The sequence below is a fragment of the Streptomyces sp. WM6372 genome (assembly GCF_001279655.1).
In the GTDB taxonomy this organism is placed as follows: domain Bacteria; phylum Actinomycetota; class Actinomycetes; order Streptomycetales; family Streptomycetaceae; genus Streptomyces.
Map to the genome: position 1 here is coordinate 31919 of NZ_LGDB01000138.1, position 21314 is coordinate 53232.

General features: G+C 69.4%; 18 protein-coding genes and 1 pseudogene. 8 read left to right on the plus strand and 11 right to left on the minus strand.

Annotated elements, in window-relative coordinates:
- Nucleotides 1-135: 135 nt before the first annotated feature.
- Entirely contained in the window at nt 136-978 is an 843-nt protein-coding gene (locus tag ADK52_RS11960) for a hypothetical protein (protein WP_053689844.1), read from the minus strand.
- A gap of 56 nt (nt 979-1034) precedes the next feature.
- Nucleotides 1035-1679: a GAP family protein gene (locus ADK52_RS11965; protein WP_053689749.1), complete on the minus strand. Its 645-nt coding sequence runs from the start codon at nt 1677-1679 to the stop codon at nt 1035-1037.
- A gap of 255 nt (nt 1680-1934) precedes the next feature.
- Here ADK52_RS11965 and ADK52_RS11970 point away from each other — a divergent pair, with 255 nt between their 5' ends.
- Nucleotides 1935-2975: a vWA domain-containing protein gene (locus ADK52_RS11970; RefSeq protein ID WP_053689750.1), complete on the plus strand. Its 1041-nt coding sequence runs from the start codon at nt 1935-1937 to the stop codon at nt 2973-2975.
- 189 nt (nt 2976-3164) lie between these two features.
- On the opposite strand, the gene ADK52_RS11975 is transcribed toward ADK52_RS11970, so the two are convergent.
- A complete protein-coding gene (locus tag ADK52_RS11975) occupies nt 3165-3530 on the minus strand; it encodes an iron chaperone (protein ID WP_053689751.1) in 366 nt (121 codons plus the stop codon).
- A gap of 177 nt (nt 3531-3707) precedes the next feature.
- Here ADK52_RS11975 and ADK52_RS11980 point away from each other — a divergent pair, with 177 nt between their 5' ends.
- The 3 genes and pseudogenes from ADK52_RS11980 to ADK52_RS11985 all read left to right on the plus strand — a co-directional run bounded on the left by ADK52_RS11980 (nt 3708) and on the right by ADK52_RS11985 (nt 6264).
- Nucleotides 3708-4241 carry a hypothetical protein gene (locus ADK52_RS11980; RefSeq protein WP_053689752.1) on the plus strand — a complete coding sequence of 178 codons (534 nt, stop codon included), beginning with the start codon at nt 3708-3710 and terminating at the stop codon, nt 4239-4241.
- A pseudogene (locus ADK52_RS39820) lies at nt 4234-4510 on the plus strand (transposase family protein); the annotation flags it as partial. The gene ADK52_RS11980 and the pseudogene ADK52_RS39820, both read left to right, overlap by 8 nt.
- Nucleotides 4511-4941: 431 nt before the next feature.
- On the plus strand, nt 4942-6264 hold the full coding sequence (locus ADK52_RS11985) for a hypothetical protein (protein WP_078988258.1): 1323 nt from the start codon (nt 4942-4944) through the stop codon (nt 6262-6264).
- A gap of 45 nt (nt 6265-6309) precedes the next feature.
- Here the strand turns inward: ADK52_RS11985 and ADK52_RS11990 are convergent, their stop codons facing one another.
- Nucleotides 6310-8442, minus strand: a complete 2133-nt coding sequence (locus ADK52_RS11990; protein ID WP_234343662.1) for a transglycosylase domain-containing protein — start codon at nt 8440-8442, stop codon at nt 6310-6312.
- Between the two features lie 265 nt (nt 8443-8707).
- On the opposite strand from ADK52_RS11990, the gene ADK52_RS11995 reads away from it, so the two are divergent.
- Entirely contained in the window at nt 8708-9847 is a 1140-nt protein-coding gene (locus tag ADK52_RS11995) for an amidase domain-containing protein (protein WP_053689753.1), read from the plus strand.
- 116 nt (nt 9848-9963) lie between these two features.
- Here ADK52_RS11995 and ADK52_RS12000 read toward each other — a convergent pair whose 3' ends face one another.
- Together ADK52_RS12000 and ADK52_RS12005 are read right to left on the minus strand one after the other, a co-directional pair.
- Nucleotides 9964-10266 carry an excalibur calcium-binding domain-containing protein gene (locus ADK52_RS12000; RefSeq protein WP_053689754.1) on the minus strand — a complete coding sequence of 101 codons (303 nt, stop codon included), beginning with the start codon at nt 10264-10266 and terminating at the stop codon, nt 9964-9966.
- A gap of 482 nt (nt 10267-10748) precedes the next feature.
- Nucleotides 10749-11489, minus strand: coding sequence for a VOC family protein (locus ADK52_RS12005; protein ID WP_053689755.1), 741 nt, complete (start codon nt 11487-11489; stop codon nt 10749-10751).
- 136 nt (nt 11490-11625) lie between these two features.
- Between ADK52_RS12005 and ADK52_RS44985 the strand changes: the two genes are divergently transcribed.
- Nucleotides 11626-11943 carry a DUF5959 family protein gene (locus ADK52_RS44985; protein ID WP_420714849.1) on the plus strand — a complete coding sequence of 106 codons (318 nt, stop codon included), beginning with the start codon at nt 11626-11628 and terminating at the stop codon, nt 11941-11943.
- A gap of 868 nt (nt 11944-12811) precedes the next feature.
- Here ADK52_RS44985 and ADK52_RS12010 read toward each other — a convergent pair.
- On the minus strand, nt 12812-13663 hold the full coding sequence (locus tag ADK52_RS12010; RefSeq protein ID WP_053689756.1) for a LysR family transcriptional regulator: 852 nt from the start codon (nt 13661-13663) through the stop codon (nt 12812-12814).
- Nucleotides 13664-13758: 95 nt separating this feature from the next.
- Between ADK52_RS12010 and ADK52_RS12015 the strand changes: the two genes are divergently transcribed.
- Both ADK52_RS12015 and ADK52_RS12020 read left to right on the plus strand, forming a co-directional pair.
- Nucleotides 13759-14490: an SDR family oxidoreductase gene (locus ADK52_RS12015; protein ID WP_053689757.1), complete on the plus strand. Its 732-nt coding sequence runs from the start codon at nt 13759-13761 to the stop codon at nt 14488-14490.
- Nucleotides 14491-14696: 206 nt separating this feature from the next.
- Complete coding sequence (locus ADK52_RS12020; protein WP_078988261.1) at nt 14697-15317, plus strand: SUKH-4 family immunity protein; 621 nt, start codon at nt 14697-14699, stop codon at nt 15315-15317.
- Between the two features lie 139 nt (nt 15318-15456).
- On the opposite strand, the gene ADK52_RS42265 is transcribed toward ADK52_RS12020, so the two are convergent.
- From ADK52_RS42265 to ADK52_RS12040, 4 genes are all read right to left on the minus strand, one after another.
- Nucleotides 15457-15630, minus strand: a complete 174-nt coding sequence (locus ADK52_RS42265; protein WP_159045911.1) for a hypothetical protein — start codon at nt 15628-15630, stop codon at nt 15457-15459.
- A gap of 274 nt (nt 15631-15904) precedes the next feature.
- Nucleotides 15905-16231: an L-rhamnose mutarotase gene (locus ADK52_RS12030; RefSeq protein WP_053689760.1), complete on the minus strand. Its 327-nt coding sequence runs from the start codon at nt 16229-16231 to the stop codon at nt 15905-15907.
- Nucleotides 16228-19455: a discoidin domain-containing protein gene (locus tag ADK52_RS12035; RefSeq protein WP_078988262.1), complete on the minus strand. Its 3228-nt coding sequence runs from the start codon at nt 19453-19455 to the stop codon at nt 16228-16230. Before ADK52_RS12035 ends, ADK52_RS12030 begins: the two co-directional genes overlap by 4 nt.
- 380 nt (nt 19456-19835) lie before the next feature.
- Nucleotides 19836-21308: a rhamnulokinase gene (locus ADK52_RS12040; protein ID WP_053689762.1), complete on the minus strand. Its 1473-nt coding sequence runs from the start codon at nt 21306-21308 to the stop codon at nt 19836-19838.
- Nucleotides 21309-21314: the final 6 nt, after the last annotated feature.

Sequence of the window (21314 nt, forward strand, 5' to 3'; positions counted from 1 at the left end):
CCACTGCCGGAAGTGGTTCCTGCCGGGCGCCTACCCACCCCGGCGAGCGGTACCCCTCACCGTGCTGCGGGACCAGGCCGCCCGCCGGCGCAGCGCACGCGCCCGGCCCGGCGCTCCCGTTGCGGCCACTGGCGGTTACGGTCGCTCGAAGGCCTGGAGCACGCCACCGGCCGAGAAGCACAGGGCACCCGTCAATGTCCCCCAGTTGGCGATGCCGGAGTTGACCAGGCTTCCGGTGGCCGGCCGGGTGAACGCGGCCACTGCCGACACCATGAAGAGCATCGACCCCACCTGGTTCACGGCGACGACCCACCAGCCCAGGCTCCGCGAGCGCAGGCAGGGCCGGAACCGGTGGCAGATCTCGGCGAACGCGAGATGGCCGGAAATCAGGAACAGCGCGCATCCGACCACGTCGGGGGTCCAGACGAGCCGGTTGACCTGCTGGGTGGTGAGCCCCTGGCGGAAGGAGTCCAGCAGGTTGACGGCGAACACGAGCGTCCCCACGAACAGCACGAACGTACCCAGCCAGTCCAGCCGCATCGGCTCGTACCCCCACCACCTCCAGCCGGCGGTGACCAGCCGGCCGCTGCCCGGGGTGTGGCGGGGCGCGTTCAGCACTTGCAGGAGCGAGGTGTAGCCGCCGAGGTTGAAGAACAGACCGCCGGCGAAGTAGATCGAGGCGCTCACGAGCGCGTTCCCGGACCCGAACTGGGCCACGGCGGCGCCGAGGGCGAACAGCGCGCCGCCGACGACGAACGCACTCGAGGCAATGGCGTTCAGCCTGCGCAGGCGGCCGAGGGCCGCGGCGTCGGCGCTCGCTGGCCGGACGGCCTCGTCCCCGGGGCCGCGGACCGAGAGCACCCCGCGCCTGCGCGCGGGCCGCGACTCCCACACCACCGTTCCCCCTTCGGGGCGGTTCGAGAAGAGGCGGGTGGTGAACGGTCCTGCGCCGTCGGCGCGCTGCTCGGGCTGTCCCACCACCCGAGCTTAGCCACGGGTACGGGCCCCGGCAGGCAGTGAAACGCGTCCGTCCTTCAGGCGACCAACTCGTAGATCCCCCGCGCCGCCAGCCACAGGCCGGCGAGCACGGAGAGCGTGATGACCAGCTGTTCCTGATGGTCCGCGAGCCAGCTGCGCAGGGCGTTCAGCTTCGCGCCCGCTGCCCGCGGCGCCCAGACGGTGTACAGCTCCATGACGACGAGGCTGAGCGTGGCCAGCAGGCAGTACCCGGCCAGGGCCAGCCAGCTGGCCACGGAGGAGAGATCCGCGGCGACGACCGTGGCGGCGCCGGCTCCGACCAGCGCCCAGGGCTGGAACAGCCAGGCCAGCCCGGCGGCCGTGGCCAGTGAGGCACCGTCCACCCTCGCGGTCCAGCGCGGTGGGCCGTGCGGGCGGGGCGGCCTGCGGCGGCGGTGTGCGCCGTACAGCACCAGCCCCACGCCGATGGCGAGTTTCACGCAGGCGGCGGCGGTCGACGGCGCGCTGTGGCGTGCCGGGGGCTCACCGCCGGTCAGCAGCAGCACGCAGGCGATGACCACCACCAGGTCGGCGAGCCACGACAACAGGAACGCCAGGCCCTTGCGGACGCCCCGCGGCGAGGAGAGCAGCAGGATGAAGGCGCTGTTGTGCAGGGGGCCCAGGGTGATGGCCGTACCGATCACGACGAGGTCGACGACCATCAGCGCAGTCACTCCCGGAGGTCGAGGCCGTCCGCCGCCGTCAGCCGCCGCTGGACTGCGGAACCGGCTGGGACGGGGTCGAGCGGCGCTGCCACGGCACCGCATGCCGACTCTGCGGGCGGCGGCCCGACCGGTCAAGGAGGCCACGCGCGCGTCCCCGAACGCCGCATCCGGGCCGGGGCTCTTCCAAGATCGATTGTCAGTGGTGGATGGGAGGATCGAAGTATCAAGTCGGAATGAAAACGGGGGGCCGCCATGTCCGGAAACCAGAACTACATCAATCACGTCGCTCTCGTGCTGGACGCCAGTTCGTCCATGTCGCACCTGAGCCGCAAGGTGGTCGAAGTCGCCGATCAGCAGATCGCCTATCTGGCGCGCCGGTCACAGGAACTGGACCAGGAAACCCGTGTCACGGTGTACGTCTTCGCGGACAAGGTGGAGTGCGTCATCTACGACAAGGACGTGCTGCGCATGCCGTCCCTGAAGCAGCTGTACCGGGCCGGGGGAATGACGGCCCTGCTGGCGGCCACGCTGAAGTCGCAGCGGGAGCTGGCGCAGACGGCCCAGCTCTACGGCGACCACAGCTTCCTCACGTTCGTCCTGACCGACGGGCAGGAGAACGCGAGTCACCGCTGCCCGGACGCCCCTTCCCGCACCCCGCGTGACCTGGTGCGGGCCGTGGCCACGATGATCGAGACGCAGCAGGACAACTGGACGCTGGCCGTCCTCGTGCCGGACCAGATGGGCAAGCGCGAGGCCATGCAGTGCGGCTTCCCGAAGGACAACATCGCCATCTGGGACGCCACGAGCACACAGGGCCTGGAGGAGGCCGGACAGGTCATCCTGAAGGCCACCGAGAACTTCATGATGGGCCGCACCAAGGGCATCCGGGGATCGAAGGCGGTGTTTTCCACGGGTGCCGAGGTGGTCAACAAGGAAACCATTGCCGCGGCCGGTCTCACCCCGGTCGATCCGTCCCAGTACCAGCTGGTTTCCGTGGCCCGCGATGCGGCGATCCGGGAATGGGTCATCGAGTGCGGGCAGAGTTACCGGACCGGTTGTGCGTTCTACCAGCTGAGCAAGTCGGAAAAGATTCAGGCGCGGAAGCAGATCGCGGTGCTGGAGAAGAAGACGGACCAGGTGTACACGGGACCGGAGGCCCGCGCCCTGCTCGGCCTGCCCGACGCGGAAGTCCGCGTCAAGCCGGACCACAACGACGACTTCACCATCTTCGTGCAGAGCACCAGTGTGAACCGGAAGCTGGTACCGAACACGCGGCTGCTGGTCATGGTCTGACGCATCCGGCCCCGCCCCCGGCCTCGCACCTGCCCCGCCCCGCACCTGCCCCGCCCTGCTCACGGATCCGTGAGCGGGGCGGGTCGGGCCGCCCCCACTGTCTGTTCGCCCGTCAGATCCCCGCGAGCCCTTATAAGCTCGTTCCACATTGCCGACTCGTCTCGGGTGGCAAGCCCGTGCCTGCCGGTGTCAGCATGTCTCGCCGGGGCGGGCCGCAATCGCCTTGAGCAGATCCCGCACAAGATCGAAGTCGATGCCCTCCGGCCTGCGGAACCGTAGGCAGCCCTTGCCCATGTCCAGTCCGGCCAGCCGTTCCTCGAACGCCTCGCGGACGTCACTGCGCATGAGGTAGAAGGAGATGTACTGCTTCTGGCTGGCAAACGCCATCTCGCAGGCGCCGTCCCGCTCGTATGCGGGCATTCCGTACGCCATGACCTCGCTGAAGCCCACCAGCTCCTCTCGGCACATCTGCCGCACCTTGGTCAGCGCGGCCCTGCGCTCCTCAGGAACCTCAGCCAGGTAGCCGTCGACGTCGCTCGCCTCGCTCTGCACCATTCCTTGATGTTATGCCGGATTTCATTCCTGAGGCTGTCCCGCAATTGACCTCCGAGATGGCCGCCCGGGTTCTGCCGACGGTCATCCGCCAGGATGACCGAGGGGTAGCTCTCGTGGGGGATCCTGATCGGGCGGGTAGCCGACGCACCGTCCTTGAGGTTCGACGATGGTGGGGGCATGCCGATCACACGTTTAGCCCTTCCGCTCGGCGACACCGAGCGTCCCGTCCCGGTCTGGGCCCTACGCCTCGCCAAGACCCTCCCGTTCGTCGTGCTGCCGCACTGCCTGTGGCGGCTGCCGTTCGCCGTCGACTTCCGTATGGGAATGATCGACCCGGCGGCTCCGGCGACCGCTCCCTGGTGGGCTCCGTTCTACGTCGTCGGGCTCAGTGTGCTCACCGAGGCACTGGCTCTGCTCACCACCGGCTTGGTGAGCGGGTGGGGCGAGGTGGTGCCGCGCTGGGTGCCGTTCGTCGGTGGTCGGCGGGTGGCTCCGCTCGCAGCGGTGATCCCGGCGGTCCTGGGCGGCCTGGCGCTGGTGGCGCTGTTCGACCTCTACCCGCTCGCCTGGGCGGGCGTTTTGCCCGAGGTGGGGTTCAGCAACGGATGGTGGATGGCCCTGGCCCGGGTGTGCATCAGCCCGGCGATGCTGTGGGGGCCGATCGTGCTGGCCCTGGCCTGGGCCTATCACCGGCGGCGCCGGCCTGCCTGATGGATCCGTCGGTCCGGATCGGCCGAGCCGGACGGCTCCGTGCGGTTTGATCACGGCGTCGCATCCGTCCTGGATCGTCCCGTTCACCGGGTTGAGCCCGCGCTGCTTCGGGAGGCTGCTGACCGTGCTGCGTCGTGCGGGTGCGGATGGGGTCCGCAAGGGCCGGCCGTGGAGCCTCTCACGTGCAGGACCGGGCACTACCGGTCGCGGCGTACTGGCGCACGAACTTGACGATGCGCAAGCTTGCCCCGCTGCTCGGCGTTTCCCGCGGCGACCTCTACCGCTCGCGCCTGCCTGCCGGCGACGCCCCGGTCTTTGTCATGGGCTCGGCGCCCCGTCACCGCGATCTTGTAGTACATGGTGCAGCCCCGCTCGGCCTTCGTGGTCACGTACGTGGACCTCAACTCAAACGTTCTCCATAGGATCGGGTCCGTGCATGATGACGACGAGCCGGTCTGACACCGGGCACGACAAGCACGCCGGAACCGTGACGGCAACGGGTCGCCGGCCGCGCCGTAGTGCAGCGGCGGTTCCGCCGCTTGGGTCGTCGAGTTCGCGCAGGAGCGCCAGGGGGCTGTGAGTTGGCTGTGAAGCGACGGGTTGGGGGGCCTGGAGTGTGGGATGAGTGCCGACAAGTTCTATATTCGTATGAACCATCCGTACGCGGCCCAGCTGCGGGGATCTCAGGGGGACGACTGCGATGGCCGACACCGACACCGCTCCGGCTGCCCGGACGGAGTCCCGGAGTACCCGCAAGGTACGGAGGAAGGCGCAGAACCGCAGACGCCTGGGCGTGGGCGTCGCCGTGCTCGCCCTAGCGGGGGCCACCGCCACCGCGTTCGCCTTCACGAGAAGCGGTCCCGAGGAGGCCGCCCAACGCGATGCGAAGCTCGGGGCTCCGGGCGGTGCGGCCGACGGGGCCGCCGCCGCGAAGAAGGCCGAGGAGGCCTGGGACGGCAAGGTCAAGGTGCTGGGAGACGGCTCCACCTCCTACACCGGGCCACAGCCGGGACAGCTCAAGCCCGAGCGGCTGAAACCCGGTGAGAAGCCGCCGCAGTTCGTGGTGTTCTCCTGGGACGGCGCGCTGGAGGGCGATGACCACCTCTTCTCCCACTTCCGCGAGGTCGCCCGCGAGAACAAGGCCCACATGACCTTCTTCCTCACGGGCATCTACCTGCTGCCGGAAAGCAAGAAGTCGCTCTACCGGCCGCCGCAGCACAACCAGGGTTCGGCCGCTATCTCCTACCCGACCGTCCCGCACGTGAAGGGCACGCTGGAGCAGTTGCGCGGCGCCTGGGGCGACGGCAACGAGATCGGTTCGCACTTCAACGGGCACTTCTGCGGGCCCAAGGGCGGCGGGGACTGGAGCCCCGCCGAATGGAAGAGCGAGATCGACCAGACGTATGCGTTCGTCAAGAACTGGAAGACCAACACCGGTTTCACCAAGGAGGCGCCGCTGCCCTTCGACCCGGACCGGGAAGTGGTCGGGGGCCGGGCGCCCTGCCTGGAGGGCCAGAAGAACCTCCTGACCGCGATCAAGCCGTACGGCTGGCGCTACGACGCGAGTTCCGCGGGAGACTTCCAGCTGTGGCCGTCCAAGCTGGACGGCATCTGGAACTTCCCCCTGCAGCTCGTACCACTGCAGGGCAAGGAGGTGCAGGTCCTCTCCATGGACTTCAACTTCCTCTTCAACCAGTCGGGCGACAGCACGCAGGGCGACCCGGCGAAGTTCGCAGCGTGGCAGGCGCAGACCCGGGCCTCGTATCTGAACGGCTTCAACCGTGTCTACAACGGCAGCCGGGCGCCCATGTTCGTCGGCAACCACTTCGAGGACTGGAACGGCGGCATCTACATGAAGGCCGTCGAGGACGTGATGAAGGACGTCTGCCCGCGCCAGGACGTGCGCTGCGTGTCGTTCCGGGAGCTGGCGGACTGGCTCGACGCGCAGGATCCGAAGGTCCTGGCCCAACTGCGCACGCTCGACCCCGCGCAGGCACCGGACTGGGCCTCGCTCATCAAGTAGACGGGGCCGGGGGCCGGGTAGGCCGGGCAGCGTGCGCTGCCCGGCCTACTTCACCGCCTTGATGTAGTCGGTCCACAGACGCACCGCCCGCTCGCTGCCCGGCGTGCCCGGGGCGTCGCCGCCCAGTCCCGTCAGCGGCAGCGGAACCAGATCGGTCAGCGACATCCGGTAGACCACCACGGCCGTGGACTCCTGCTCGGTGCTCGCAACGAACCAGCCGGCCGTGTTCGCGGCCGTCGTTCCGGTCTTGCCCGCCGCCCCGGCGTGCGCCTTGCCCGCCGTCTTCGCCGAACCCTCGGTGACCGCGTCCCGCAAGGCGTCCGTCACCGCCTGGGCGGTCTTGGCCGTAACGGCCCGGGTCGGCTGCGGCATGTCGAGCGGGACCGCAGTGCCGTTGCGGCTGGCCGAGCGCACCGAGTAGGGGTCGGTGTGCATGCCGTCGGCAGCGAAGGTCTCGTAGGCGCCGGCCATGCGGATCGCACTGGGCGTCGAGTTCTCCCCGAGCGCGAACGTGGGAATCCGTGGCCCGAGGCTCGATCCGAGCAGGCCCGCGCGCTGGGCGAACGACTGCACCCCGTCGAGGCCCACGTCGAGGCCGAGTTGCAGCATGGGCGTGTTGACGGAGTTGGCGACGGCCTGGCGCAACGTCACCTGGCCCCAGTTGCGACCGTCGTCGTTGCGGCCCTTCACCACCTTGCCGCTGCGGTCCCAGTACGGCCCCTCGGGCGTCTGCACGGTGACCTGGTCGTCGCCGTTGTACGTGGTGGAGGGGGAGACGGGCGTACGGGTCTTGCCGCGCGAGCGCAGCACGCCTTCGTCGAGCGCGGCGGCGTAGACGATCGGTGTGAACGCCGTGCCGGCCGGGATCGTCGTCGCGTTCGACTCGTTGAACCCCTGCTTCAGATAGTCGGGGCCGCCGTACACGGCGAGCAGCCGCCCGTCGGGGGAGACGCTCGCCGCGCCGATCTTCGCGTTCTTGTCCGTGTCGGGACGCCGCTCGGCGTCGAAGTCCTTCTGCGCCTTTTGGACGGCAGAGGTCAGGGCCGTCATGCGGTTCCGGTCGAAGGTCGTGTAGATCTGGTAGCCGCCGAGGTCGAAGTCGGAGTCCGTGATGTGGCCCGCCTTGATCGCGTAGGCCTTGGCCAGCTCCACCAGATATCCGGTCTGCGCGCCGGGAGTGCCGGGGAGGGCGGCGCCCAAGGGCTCGGGGAACGTGGTGTAGGTGGCGCGCTCGGCGCGCGAGAGCCGGCCGGTCTCGACCATGCGGTCCAGGATCCAGGCCCAGCGTTCGACGGCCCGCTCGTGGTTCTCCTTGCCGACGGCGGGGTCGTACAGCCCGGCGCCCTTGAGGAGGGAGGCCAGGAAGGCGCCCTCGCTGGCATTGAGCTGCGAGACGTCCTTGCCGAAGTACGCCTGGGACGCGCGCTGGATCCCGTACGTCCCGCGCCCGAACCAGCTGGTGTTGAGGTAGTCCTGGAGGATCTGCTTCTTGTCCCTCTGGTTGTCCAGTTTCACGGCGAGCAAGAGCTCGGTGAACTTCCGGGACAGTGTGCGGTCCTGGTTCAGGTAGGCGTTCTTCACGTACTGCTGCGTGATGGTGGACCCGCCCTGGGTCTCGCCCCCCGTCGCCGCGGCGCCCAGGGCGCGCAGGACGCCGGACGGTGACACGCCGGGATCGGAGTAGAAGCTCGCGTTCTCGGCGGAGAGAACGGCGTCCTGGACCTTGGGAGGCACCTTGTCCAGTGGCATCTCCTGCCGGCTGACCCAGCCCGTCCGGGCCATCGTGGAACCGTCGGCCCAGTAGTAGACGTTGTCCTGCTGCGTGGCGAACGAGTTGAGGTCCTCGGGTATGTCCGTGGTCGCGTAGGCGTACGTGATGAAGCCCGCCAGGGCTATGAACGCGTACAGGCAGGCACCCAGCCACTGGCGCCAGGAGGGTATCCACCGGCGCCAGCCGCTGCGGCCCGGCCTCGGGAAGGCAGGTCGCAGGCGCCGCAGTTGTGTGCGCGCCGCAGCGGCGGCCGGCGCGAGGGCGGCTGTCCGGCCGGCCGCCGCCTGGGGCCGACGGCGCGTCCCGGTCTTCCTGCGGCGGCCCGACGGGGCTGCTCCGCCGCTGCCCTCCCGAGCCGCCCGCCCGCCCCACGATCGCCCTCTTGCGGACGTATCCTGCCTGCCCACTAGGAATGCCCCCCTTGCTGTGCTTTCCCGCATACCCTAGAGGCATGTGCTGTGAGGTCGGCGTGAGGGCGTCCGCTTCCGGCCGCGCGGTACGGCGCCACTGGCGGAAGGCGACAACCGGAGGCAGGTCGCCCTGCGCTCAAGGCGACTCCTGTCAGGTGACCGTCGACGAAGCGGAAGGTTCCGAAGGGGACGAAGGAGCCGCCTGGTTGTGCGAAGATTCCGTCCCCCGGTTCGTGTGGACCGGGTGACAAGGGGAAAAGCAGTGATACCAAAGAGGTTCAGGCTTGCCGTCGGCGCAGCCTTGACCGTGACCCTGTCGTCCGCGACGCTGTTCGCCTACTCCGCGAGTGCGGGTTCCGGGCCCGAAGCAGCCGACCGCGCGACCGTCGACGCCTTCGCCCGCATAGCCGACGACGTGCTCTCCCAGCGCACCCAGGCTCTGGTCGAGGAGCAGCCGGGACACCGCAACTCCGGTCCTTCCTCCGGGAAGACGCGCATGTCGGCCCAGCTGAAGAAGGACGAGGACGCCGCGATCTCGTCGCTGCAGTCCCGCAAGACGCGCCTGGCGGCGCTCGGCGAGGCCTACACGGGTGCCACCACCCACGTCGCCGTGGACCGGGCCACGGTCACCGGCGGGAAGGCGACCGTCGAGGTCTCCGAGGACACCACGCTCACCTACAAGAAGCTGCGCGGGGACGAGCCGGCGACGACCGACTTCCGGACGCGCTACGAACTGACCCTCACCAGCAAGCGGGGCGGTGCCTGGGAGCTGACCTCGATCAAGTCCCAGGACAACGGCCCCGTCGCGATCAACGAGCCGGTGGCGGCCAAGGCGAACGTCGCCAAGGACGATGGCAAGCAGTATCCGGACGGCACGCCCGCCTCCACCAAGTACCCCGCCCCGGCGAAGCCCAAGGCGAAGACCGGCGGTGCGTACGACTACGCGGCCATGGCGAAGTACGCGGAGAAGTACTGGAGCAGCTACAACCCGGCGTACCGCAAGTTCAGCGGCGCGGGAGGTGACTGCACCAACTTCATCAGCCAGGCGCTCAAGGCGGGTGGCTGGAAGACCGTTCCGGGCTCCACGACGGACTACCGCAACTGGTCGTACGACGGCACCCGCCAGACGGACTCCTGGGTCGGCGCGAACGAGTGGGCATGGTTCACGCTGTCCAACAAGCGGGCCGCCAACCTGGCCAACGTCTACCAGACGGATGTCGGTGACATCGTGCAGGTGGACTTCAACAGGGACGGGTCCAAGGACCATTCCATGATGGTGACGTACCGCAGCAACGCAGGAATGCCGTACCTCACGTACCACTCCACCAACACCTACCGTAAGTCGCTCGCGAGCATCATCGCGTCCTACCCGGACGCGGTCTACTACGCGTACCGCACCTGACGGGTGCCGGTGCCCTTCGGCTCGTCCTGCCGCGGAACCCCCGCGGCAGGACGGGCCGGCCGGGATCACCGCAGGAACAGCGGCCTCGCCGTCGACCATGACCGCTTCCCCGGTCGCTACGTAGGCGGCGGCTTGATCGGCTCGTTGATCGGCGCGCCGTCCACGTCGGTCATGAAGTCGCGCTGAGCCGGCTTCTTGTCCGTCGGCCCCGGGAGGTTCGGGCACGCGATGCCGTCGCCGTCCCGGTCGAGTCCGTTCGGGTCGAGTGCGTCCGCCCGCAGCACCGCTTGCGCGTCGGCCTGGGCCTTGAAGGCGTCGCAGTCGACCACATGCCCCTTGTGCGCGTACGGTGCGACGTCGAACGCGTGCTCCGGGGGTCCGTTGCCGGCGCACGCGGCCAGCGTGATCGCCGCGATCACGCTGACCTGCCGCGATGGAGGTACCACGACCCGGTCGCAGCCGGCGGTCCGGGCCCTCGTGGATGGTGCGTGGCGGGTACGGCATGGTCCTAGGCCGCCGATCCCGTCCCGAACACCGCGAGCCCACCTGCCACGTTCCCCGGCTCCAAACCGCCTTGCCGGCCAGGGCCCCTACCTCGGCGTGCAGCTGTCTGCCGGTGATGTCGTCCTGCCCGAGAAATGCCTCCCGGGCTGCCACGCCCACCGTGGCCATGTCTTCGACGAGCCGACGCCGGTCCGGGTCGTCGCCGAGGACGACCGTGCGGGCGAAGTCCGTCTCGCGCCCGGCGGACCGCCGACGGCTACAGCACGCTCGTGGCCTTCCTGGCGTGCGATGACGCGTGCCGGATCACCGGGGGCATCATCCCCGTCTCCGGCAGCACGAGCCACCGCCACGCGGTCTTCGCCGCTGACCGGAAACCGGCCGGAGCCGCTGCTCGAGGTCAGCGAGGACTGAGGAGGCAGAACTCGTTGCCTTCCGGGTCGGCCAAGACCGTCCAGGAGATCGCGGACTGGTCGATACCGGGGTCGGTGGCGCCCAAGGCGCGCAGGCGGGCTTCTTCTGCTTCCGGGTCGTCACCGGGGTAGGGGGAGACGTCGAGGTGGACGCGGTTCCACACGCTCTTGGTGTCGGGGGTGCGGAGGAACTCCAGGTAGGGGCCGACGCCTTGGGCGGAGCGCATGGTCGCCTGGTCGTCGGTGACCTCGTGCAGCGTCCAGTCCATCGCCTGGTCCCAGAACCGGGCCATCCCTCGTGGGTCGGCGCAGTCGACCACCACCGCGGCGATCGGCCCGGTGTCCTTGTAGATCGGGCGGGGTTCCAGGACGCAGAACTCGTTGCCTTCCGGGTCGGCCATGACCGTCCAGGGGACGTCGCCGCCCTGCCCCACGTCGGCGAGCGTCGCGCCGAGATCCTTCAAGCGCGCGACCAAAGCCGCCTGATGGGCGGTCGAGGTGGTGGCCAGATCAAGGTGCACCCGGTTCTTCACGGTTTTGGGTTCCGGGCGGGAGATGAGGTCGATGCAGACGGCCGTGGGGTCGGGGTAGGCGAAACCCACGGGTTCGAGGTTGGTCACGCCGGGTCCCTCGCTCTCGACGCCCCATCCGAGTGCCTCCGCCCAGAACCGGCCGAGCACGGAGTCGTCCTGGGCCTTCATATTGATCTGCACGAGTCTTGTTGCCATGCGCAGATCCTAGAAGCTGCCGCGATCAGACAAGTGCTCGCCCCGGTACTGACCATGGTTGCCCTCGTCGACACTGCGCGAGTCCTTGTGAACGAAGGCGAGACCCGGCCACGCCGCCTGCCACGGGCGGGCGGAGATGAGTGCCGGTCCGTCCGTCCTCATCCAGCTCTCTGGCGAGCGCGGCGGTCCCGAGGTGGTCGTAGAGCCAAGTCGGAAATCCATGGTCACCCTGAGGGCGCCGCTCGTTCCTCCGGACGACTGGATTGCTGACCACCGGCAGCGTTTGCGGCAGCTGACGAATCGTTGCGTGCCGATGCTGTCAGCGCAGAGAGACAAGCCGCCGCCGGCAGATTCGAGTTCTCAGGGCCTGCCCAGCGGATCGGATACCGCCGGACAGGCCCCGCATCGGAAGGACTCGGCCCTTGAACGTAAAGGTGAAGCGCCCGACAGCTAACCGTTCAGGCGGACCGTCGACACGGGAGTCCCCGCGGTGAGCGGCCTGCCGTCCTCGGCCGGCGCACAGCCGAACCCTTCGGCGATCAGTCGCATCGGCCGCACAGGTATTCGCGCGGCAAGGAGGAACGAGGATTTGCCACCCCCGGCACGGGGGCCCACCGGCCGCGGTGCACCCGGTCCGACGGCGGACCGTACGGCGACTGCCAGGCCGGCCGGTCGCTTCGACCCAAGGTGCTCAGGTCGAGGAGCTTGTGGTGCGCGTTGACGCGGAACGTGCCGTGCGCCCGGAAGTGCCCGGAGGGGCACCCGCGGCAACGGCGGAGAACGATCGGCAGGCAGGTGGGAACGACCACCCAGGTTCTGGACATGGAGATACACCGGTTTCAGTGAGAAGACCGCAGCGAAAGGGAGCGCGGCGCACAGGTGCGACACGCGAAGGTTCAGCGCTCGGAGGCTCACTTGGTGTACAACGGCATGTCCTTGTCAGGGGTGACTGCGGGCGGGAGCACGCTAACCGCCCACGGGAGCACGGTGCCAATGAATTTCGGGCGGATGGCGACGCCCCGGTGGCGAGCGACCGTGAGCGGCATCCACACAAGAGGAGATACCGGTGTGCGGCCGGGTTCACCCGACGTGCCCGCAGGGCGGGACGGCCCGGTGATGCGGTCGTCCTACGATCTCGGTCGTGGGAGTCTTCCCACCCCTTCCGCGCCCGGACCGTCCCCCGGGACCTTGATCGCGCGCCTGCCGCCGCGCCGGTTCACGAACGGCTGCTGACCGCAGTCGAAGCGGCGCACGGCACACCCACCGCGATCTGCCGCCTGAGCCGGGCCACGATGGGTGGAGCCTGGCCGGGCGGGTGGGAGCTACTGGAGACGTGTCGCAGTCCGGATGAGGTCGGCGACGGCTCTGGACCGGCTGTGCGGTGGCCAGGCGATCACGGTGGTGACGGTCGGCGCGTCCAGTACGGGCACGGCGGCGAGGTCACCGTGCAGTTGGGCTCGGCACGACTCCGGTGAGACCGCACAGGCACGGCCGAGCGCGACGAGCTGCAACAACTGCGCATGGTCGCGTACCTGCGGGCCGGGGCCGGGCGGGTAGGTGCCGTCGGGGTCGGGCCAGCGTGGCAGGGGCAGGCCCGGCAGCCCGGTGATGTCGGCCATGTGCACATGGGCCCGGGCGGTGAGCGGATGCCCGGCCGGCAGGACCACGACCTGACTCTCCGTGCTGAGCTCTTCGGTGTGGAATCCGGCCGTCGAGTCGAACGGCCGGTGCAGCAGCGCCACGTCGGCCCGGCCCTCGCGCAGGAGTCGTTCCTGCTCGGCCGGACCGCACAGGATGACGTCGACGGGGACCGCGCCGGGTTCGGCGGCGTACGCGTCGAGCAGTCTCGCCAGCAGCTCCCTGGAGGCGTTGGCCTTCGTGACCAGGGCCAGGCCGGGGCGGCCGGTCACGGAAAGGGCGGCGCGGCGGGTCCGACGCTCGGCGGCCTCGACCGCGTCGAGAGCCGCCCGGCCCTCGACCAACAGCACCGAGCCGGCTTCGGTCAGCGTGACAGCGCGACTGGTCCGGTCCAACAGCGCTGCCCCGAGCCGGCGTTCGAGCCGCTGGATCGCCCGTGACAACGGTGGCTGCGCGATCCCGAGCCGCTGCGCGGCACGCCCGAAGTGCAGCTCTTCAGCGACAGCGACGAAATACCGCAGTTCCCGGGTCTCCATCCGGCCACGCTATCCCGGATCAATACCCTGACGGTATCGATGCGCACCCGATCGGTCTTGGACCCACGCCGAGACCCGAAGGCAACATCGTCCCTATGACTGAACGGACGATCGCGCTGGTCACCGGCGCGAACAAGGGAATCGGCTACGAGATCGCCGCAGGCCTGGGCACCCTCGGCTGGAGCGTCGGCGTCGGCGCCCGGGACGAGCAGCGCCGAAGCGCCGCGGTGGAGAAACTGCGCGCCGCCGGCATCGACGCGTTCGCCGTACCGCTGGACGTGACCGACGACGCGAGCGCGACCGCCGCCGCACGGCTGATCGAGGAACAGGCCGGACGCCTCGACGTGCTCGTCAACAACGCCGCCATCGCAGGCGACATGCCACAGGAGCCCACCCGGATCGACCCCGCCACCATCCACACGGTCGTGGACACCAACGTGATCGGCGTCATCCGCGTCACCAACGCGATGCTGCCGCTGCTGCGCCGCTCCGCCGCACCACGGATCGTGAACATGTCCAGCAGCGTCGGCTCCCTCACCCGGCAGTCAGGACCCGCCGCCGAGCAGACGGCAGGTCCGGTGTCCGCGGCGTACGCGCCGTCGAAGACGTTCCTGAACGCCGTCACCCTCCAATACGCCCGGGAGCTGAGCGGCACGAACATCCTGATCAACACCGGCTGCCCCGGCTACGTCGCCACCGACCTCAACGGCTTCCGCGGCGTGCGCACCCCCGAACAGGGCGCGGCGATCGCCATCAAACTCGCGACCCTGCCCGACGACGGCCCCACCGGACGGTTCTTCGACGACGCCGGCACAGTGCCCTGGTGATGTGCACCGCGGCCATCACCCACCAGGCTGATGCCGCTGCGCCCACGCATCCCGAACAGATCCGCGGTGATGCGGGCCCTGCTCGGCTTCACCTGCGAACACCGCTGGATCCGTCACGCCCAAGCCCACCTGCGGCACCTGCTCCCCTCCTGACCGGACAGTCCGGGATCCCGGATCCCGGATCCGGGAGAGACTGATCCAGCCGGTTGACCGCCAAGGCTGTTGCCGTGGAATGTGCCCTCCGTCGGACGGACACGAAGGATGAACAACTGGTGCAGGTGAAAATCGACTGGCCCGTGGTCGTGGAACGGGCAGCGCCCGGCGATCTGCTGAGGTTCCGGCCCGACGTGGCGGCGCGGATCTGGCCGGTCGGTGGCGGGGCGCGCTTCGTGACCGACGTCGGGATCCCGCACTCCAACGGGCTGTTCCGCATGCTCGAGGAACTGGCGGACCGGGATCCGGCGAGCCCGGAGACAGCCTTCGACACCGGCTTGTCCGCTGAAGCCGTCGATACCCCGCACGGAAGACTGCAGCCGCTGGGCGTGCTCTTCCAGTCGGTCGTGTTCGTGCACGTCGGCGACGGGACGGTCTGGGCCTGCGACCCCGATTCCGAGATTGAGTACGAGCAGATCCACCAGGACGTCTCCTCGCTCGCCTACCTCGTCTACAAGTTCCAGGTGGAGCGGCCCGGGCCGGAGGAGCGTCCGAGTCCCCACGACTGGGCTGACATGGAGGAGATCGTCCGCGAAGGGATGGAGCGTTGGGACGCACTGCCGTTCACGACCGCCTTCTGGATGTCGTTCCTCCACTCCAACCCCCTGTTGTGAGAGAACGGAAGCCCCGATGCTCTGGGCCGCCGGCTCCTTCGGACTCCGAAGGAGCCGGGCAGAGGCAAGGCCGAGCCCGCCCCTACGACGGGCTCGGATGATGGCGGCCTCAACACGACCTGTCAGCCCTGATGGTCGGTCATCGCCACTGGCCGGTGATGGGGATGTCGCCGGGGTTGCCGAAGCGGGCCCGGTAGATGACGGTGTCCGAGTCCTTCGCCACACCGGAGAATTCGGAGATGACACCGCGGTAGACGCCGACCTCATCGGTGCCGTCACCGTTCCAGCGTCGGGCCGGAAGGCCGATACGCACCCGCCCGCGCCGACTTCGACACCACCGGAGTGCCGAGTTGAACGTCCAGGAAATCCTGGTCGATCGAGATCCGCTTGCCGCCCCACGACTCGGTGATGTCCCCGGTGTACTGGTGGACGCGCTGATGGTTGGCCCAGGCCCAGCCCACGCACAAGCCGTTGACCAGGCACAACGTCAAAGTCCGGCGGGACTGCCAGCCCCGCCAACTGCTCACTGTGCCTCATCCGCACAACGCCGGGCCGGACAATGCGTCCCATGCCTCCTCTCGGGACGGTCAGTCCAGGTGGAACACCTCCGTCAGCGGTGTCATCGCCTGGTCAGCCGGCGTGCCGTCCAGGTACTCGAAGTAGCGGGACATCTCGGCCTGCCAGCGGGCATTGACCTCGGTGGCGGACATCGCCTCGCGGGCACGATCGAAGTCCTCGGTCTCCAGGTAGCCGACGAGCAGGCCGTCCGGGCGCAGGAACAGGGAGTAGTTGGTCCAGCCGGTGGCCCGGAGGGCATCGAGCATCTCCGGCCACACCTGGGCGTGGCGCTCGCGGTACTCGTCACCGAGTTCGGCCTTCACCTGGAGCAGGAAGCAGATCCGGTGCTTCGTCATGAGACACCGATCCCCGCCAGCTGCATGTAGTACACGCCGAACTGGTCCGCGGTGAGCGTGGTGCCGGTGACCTTCACGTACCGGGCGGTGGTGGCGGCGAAGGCGAAGGAAAGGCCACCGGCTCCGGGGCGCGGGTACGAGCTCCTCGACACCACGGTGGTCCAGTTCGTGCCGTCGGTCGAGAGCTGGACGGTGAAGGCCGACGGGAAGCCGCGCCCGGTGTTCGGGATGTCGTCGCGGGGGTACAACGTGACCTGGCTGATCCGTGACGGGCCGCCGAGGTCCACCCGCGCCCACTGCGTGGTGTTCGGGGAGCCGGCCCCGGCGCTGCTCCAGCCCGAGGAGTTCCACAGGTCGGTGTGATGGGCCCCGTTGGTGAGGTTGGCGGTCAGCCAGCCCTCGCTGGGATACTCGACCGAGCTGGAGGTGGTCGCCGTGCCGCCCGCTGCCAGATCTCCGCCGACAGCCTCGACCTCCGCGAACTGCATGCGGAAATTACCGAACTGATCTGTGCTCAGGTTGGTTCCCGTCACCTTCACGTAGCGCGCGCTGACCGTCGCGAACGGGAAGGTCTGTGCCGTGGCGCCGGGCCTCGCGTACCCGGTCCGGGTGCTGACCGTGGTCCAGTTCGTGCCGTCGGTGGAGGTCTGGATGGTGAAGTCGACCGGGAAGCCCTGACCGGCGTTGGCCCCGTCGCTGCGCGGGTAGAGGTCCACCCGGCTCACCGGCCGGGTCGAGCCCAGGTCCAGCCGCACCCACTCGGTGTGGTTGGTGGCGATACTGCCGGAACTGCTCCACCCCGCAGCGTTCGGCGCCGACGGCCGCTGCCCGTCGACCGCCGAGCGGATACCCCAGCCGTCGGCCTCGTACGAGCTGGAGGCGGTGGCGGCGGCACTTTCGGCCGGGGCGAGAGAGGTCGGCATGATCCGGGCGTTCCAGAAGTTCGCGCTGGCGCCGCCGGTGACCAGACCCACGTCGCCTGCGGTGAACGCCGCGTCGGTGACGGTCAGCACCGGTGCCTGCCCGGTCCCGGAGTACACCGTCAGTGCGTTCCCGCGCGCCACTACGCGCAGGCGGGTGCGCTGACCCGACACGTAGCCGGGCACGGACGCCGAGCCGATCGTTGTGCCGCTGCGGTAGACGAACACCTGGCCGTTGTCCCGCTGGGCGATCAGGTAGCCGGAGTCCAGGTCCGTGCCGTTGGCCGAACGCACCATAAGACCGGCCCAGTTGGTGCTCCCGCCGTACGAGTTCACTCCGGTGATCTGCAGGTCCACGCCGACCGAGACGTCGGTGTAGCCCCGGCCGCGCAGGTAGGAGACGTCCCCCCAGTTCGCCGACGCGTCGGACTGCGTGTACTGGGCGCCGCTGGTCGACCAGGTTCCCCGGGTGTGGGTCCAGAAGTGGTCGCCGCCGCTGAAGTCGTCCGTGAACGGCAGTGCCAGGTCACCGGAGGCCGCGGCCAGTTCGTCGAGGAGCTGCTTGTGCCGGCCCTCGACGTTCCACCCGGAGGTGTCGTACGCCGTCGGGTTGGTGATCACCGTCTCGGCCAGGGTGCGCGCCGCCTGCGGCTTGACCGCGGCCAGCTGCTGCAGCAGTTCGAAGTCCTGAAGGCCCGCGGTCTGAGCTTCGCTGCGGAGGCTGTCGTAGATGCCGTAGGCGGCCTTGTTCGGATAGACCAGCCAGTGGTCGCCGTTCTGCGAGGTGTTGAAGGTGTCGGCGGCCGGGTACGGCTCGCTGAAGCCGTCGTGCCAGTAGTTCCAGCCCCAGTGCAGGTAGCCGTCGCCGCCGATCTTCCAGGTCAGCCAGGGGAGGAGCCTGGTCCCGCTGAGGTAGTTGCTGGTGAAGCGGTTCATGTACGAGCCCTGCGGGAGGATGCAGCTGTACAGCCACAGGTCCTTCCCGCTGATCCGGTAGCTCTGATAGAGCGCGACGTTCGCGTCGTAGGTCGACGAGAGCGGGGTCTGCGTCGACAGATGAGCCGCGTCCCCGGTGAAGGTGGTCAGCTGCGCCTCGTTGGTACGCGGGTTCGGGAAGTACTGCTCGTAGAGGGTGTAGAGCCAGTTGGCAGCCGTGGCCTGCTGCGTGGTGGTGGGCTCGTCCAGGGCGCTCATGTAGAAGTTGTTCGTCCAGCCCTTGGCATCCAGGTGCGCCTTCAGCGCCGGGAAGAACTGGTTCAACCAGTTGTTGGTGTCCGGGCAGCCATTGGCCGGAGCGGAGTCGGGCCGGCAGAGCGCATGCTTGACCGCGCCGCTGACGCCGTTGGCCGGCACCAGGGTGTCGAGGTACGGACCGGAGGCGGGCGGCTCCAGCAGGGTCGGGGTGTAGAGGTACTGCATGGCCCCGGCACTGACGAAGAGGTTGACGAACCGGTCGAAGGTGGACCAGCCGAAGGTGAAGTGGCCCGCGGCGTCGACGGTGGTGTCCGGGATCAGCAGGGCCACCGCGTCGGCGTAGATCACGTTGTTCCGGTGCCGCGCCATGTTCGCCGCGATGTTGGCCTCGACGGTCCACCAGTTGGCGTCGTACATCTGCACGCCGTACTCGTTCGGGATCGACGCCTCGGTGCCCGCGTAGTCCCAGCCCGCCGAGGAGAACCAGTTGTTCATCTTGAACGTGGACTGCGAGGTCGGCGGGATCGTGGCGCTGTACACGGTCACCGACACCGGCACCGTGACGGCGCCCAGGCTGCTGTTCACCGTGGCGCTGCCGGTGTAGGCGCCCGGCGCCTGACCGGCCGGCACGTAGACCTGGTAGTAGGAGGCGTACGTGGTGTTCGCCGCCACCGACTGCGGACTGTTGTTCATCAGCGCGTCGTAGTAGGCGATCCCACCGTCGGGCGGGTTCTGGACGTTGCCGACCTTCTGGATGTTCGGGTGGTTGTACTCGTAGCGCGTGGTGATGTTCGCGGCGGGAATGACCGCGCCGCCGGGGCCGGTCAGCGCCCCGGAGGTGACGGACACCCCGGCCTGCGCCGAACCGGACCGCACCAGGATCTGCGCCCCCTCGTAGGCGTTGCGGGCCGCGTACAGCTCGATCCCGGTCGGCGCCCAGCCCGGCGGGGTGGTCGAGGTGAAGGGCCGGTCGGTGGCGTCCAGGATCCACACGGTCGGCCCGTCGGCAGCGCCGGCCTGAGGCGCGGCGAGGACGGCCAGCGGCACTGCGGACAGTGACAGTGCCAGGCACACCAGGAGACGCAGGGATCTGCGGCGACGCGTGCGCATGGAAACCCTCCGAACTCTGAGAAATGGCTTCGAAAGCCGAACAGGCCTTTCCTCTCAACCTGTTCGGGCCGCCCGCAATTGTTTTGCGGCGCGACTTTCGGTCGACGCGGGGCCTCGCCGTTCGGAGTCCTGGTGACGGCATGCGGGCAGCTCACGGCAATGACAGCGAGGTCGGGATGACACGAAGGGCAGCCGCTGGTCGCGCGATCGCATCGGGAATATGCGCACCCGGCCACCTAACGGCCAGCACGTCGCCCTTCGGTAAATGGAGTATTTCCAGAATTTACGATCCACAACCATGCGCACTTGAACGATATTTGACTGATCGTCACAGTCTGCATGACGGGAAGTGACACCGCGTCCATGCCGGGCGTCTCAGGTCAGGCGAGCCCCACACGGGCGGCGGCGGCGTCCCACGCGCGGATGTCTCCGGCGGGCTCGTAGCGCCGCAGGCGCTGGGTGCGGGCGACCAGGCGACGCATGGCGCCGCGGTCCTCGACCAGGCCGTGGGTGCGGGCCTGGACGAGGATGTTGCCGATGGCGGTGGCCTCGGCGGGGCCGGCGATGACGGGCAGGCCGGTGGCGTCGGCGGTGAGCCGGCACAGCAGGGCGTTGCGGCTGCCGCCGCCGACGAGATGCACGGCGCGGATCGCGCGGCCGGTCAAATGAGCTGCCTGAAACAGGGTGTGCCGGTGCGCCAGGGCCAGGCTCTCCAGGATGCAGCGGACGACGGCGCCCTGGTCCTCGGGCAGGTGCTGGCCGGTGCGGGCGCAGTGCTCGGCGAGGCGGGCCGGCAGGTCGCCGGGGGCGAGGAACTCGGGGGCGCCGGGGTCGACGAGCGCCGCGAACGGGCGGGCGGCGGCGGCGCGTTCGAGCAGCTCGGGCAGGTGGTGCCCCTCGCCACGGGCGCGCCAGGTGCGCTGGCTCTCGCTGAGCAGCCAGAGGCCCATGACGTTGCGCAGGTAGCGGACCGTGCCGTCGATACCGAGTTCGTTGGTGAAGTTGGCGGCGCGCGAGGCGTTGGTGAGGACGGGCGCGTCGAGTTCGAGGCCGGCGAGCGACCAGGTGCCGCAGGAGATGTAGGCGAAGTCCTCGGTGCCGGCGGGGACGGCGGCGACCGCGGAGGCGGTGTCGTGGGAGGCGACCGCGACTACGGGCGTATCGGGGCGCAGGCCGGTGGCGGCGGCGACGTGCGAAAGAACGGTGCCGGCGTGGTCGCCGGGGCGGCGCAGTGCGGGCAGGAGGGCAGGGTCCAGGTTGAGCGCGGCGAGGACCGGGGCGGACCAGGAGCCGGTGCGGGCGTCGTACAGGCCCGTGGTGGAGGCGTTGGTGACCTCTGCGCCGACGGTGCCGGTGAGCCAGTGGGTGATCAGGTCGGGCAGCAGGAGCAGGGTGCGGGCGCGGTCGAGGTGCTTCTCGGCGGCGAGCTGGAAGATCGTGTTGAACGGCAGATGCTGAAGGCCGGTGATCCGGTACAGCTCACGGGCCGGGAGGCGGCACCAGACGGCCTGGACGGCGGCGGCGCCGCGCGGGTCGCGGTAGTGGAACGGGTTGCCGAGGAGCGCTCCGTCGGCGTCGAGGAGCCCGTAGTCGACGGCCCAGCTGTCGATGCCGACGGAGGCGAGGTCCCAGCGCGCGGCGGCCTCGCGGAAGCCGTCCAGGACGCCTTGGTACAGGCCGAGGGCGTTCCAGTGCAACCCGTCCGGGAGTCGGACGGGAGTGTTGTCGAAGCGGTGGGTCTCGGTGAGGTCGAGGCGGTCACGGCCGACCCGGCCGACGAGCACCCGTCCGCTGGTGGCGCCGAGGTCCGCCGCGGCGAAGGCGGCCGGGGTGTGCGGGGTGCGGGGCGTCACGGCCGC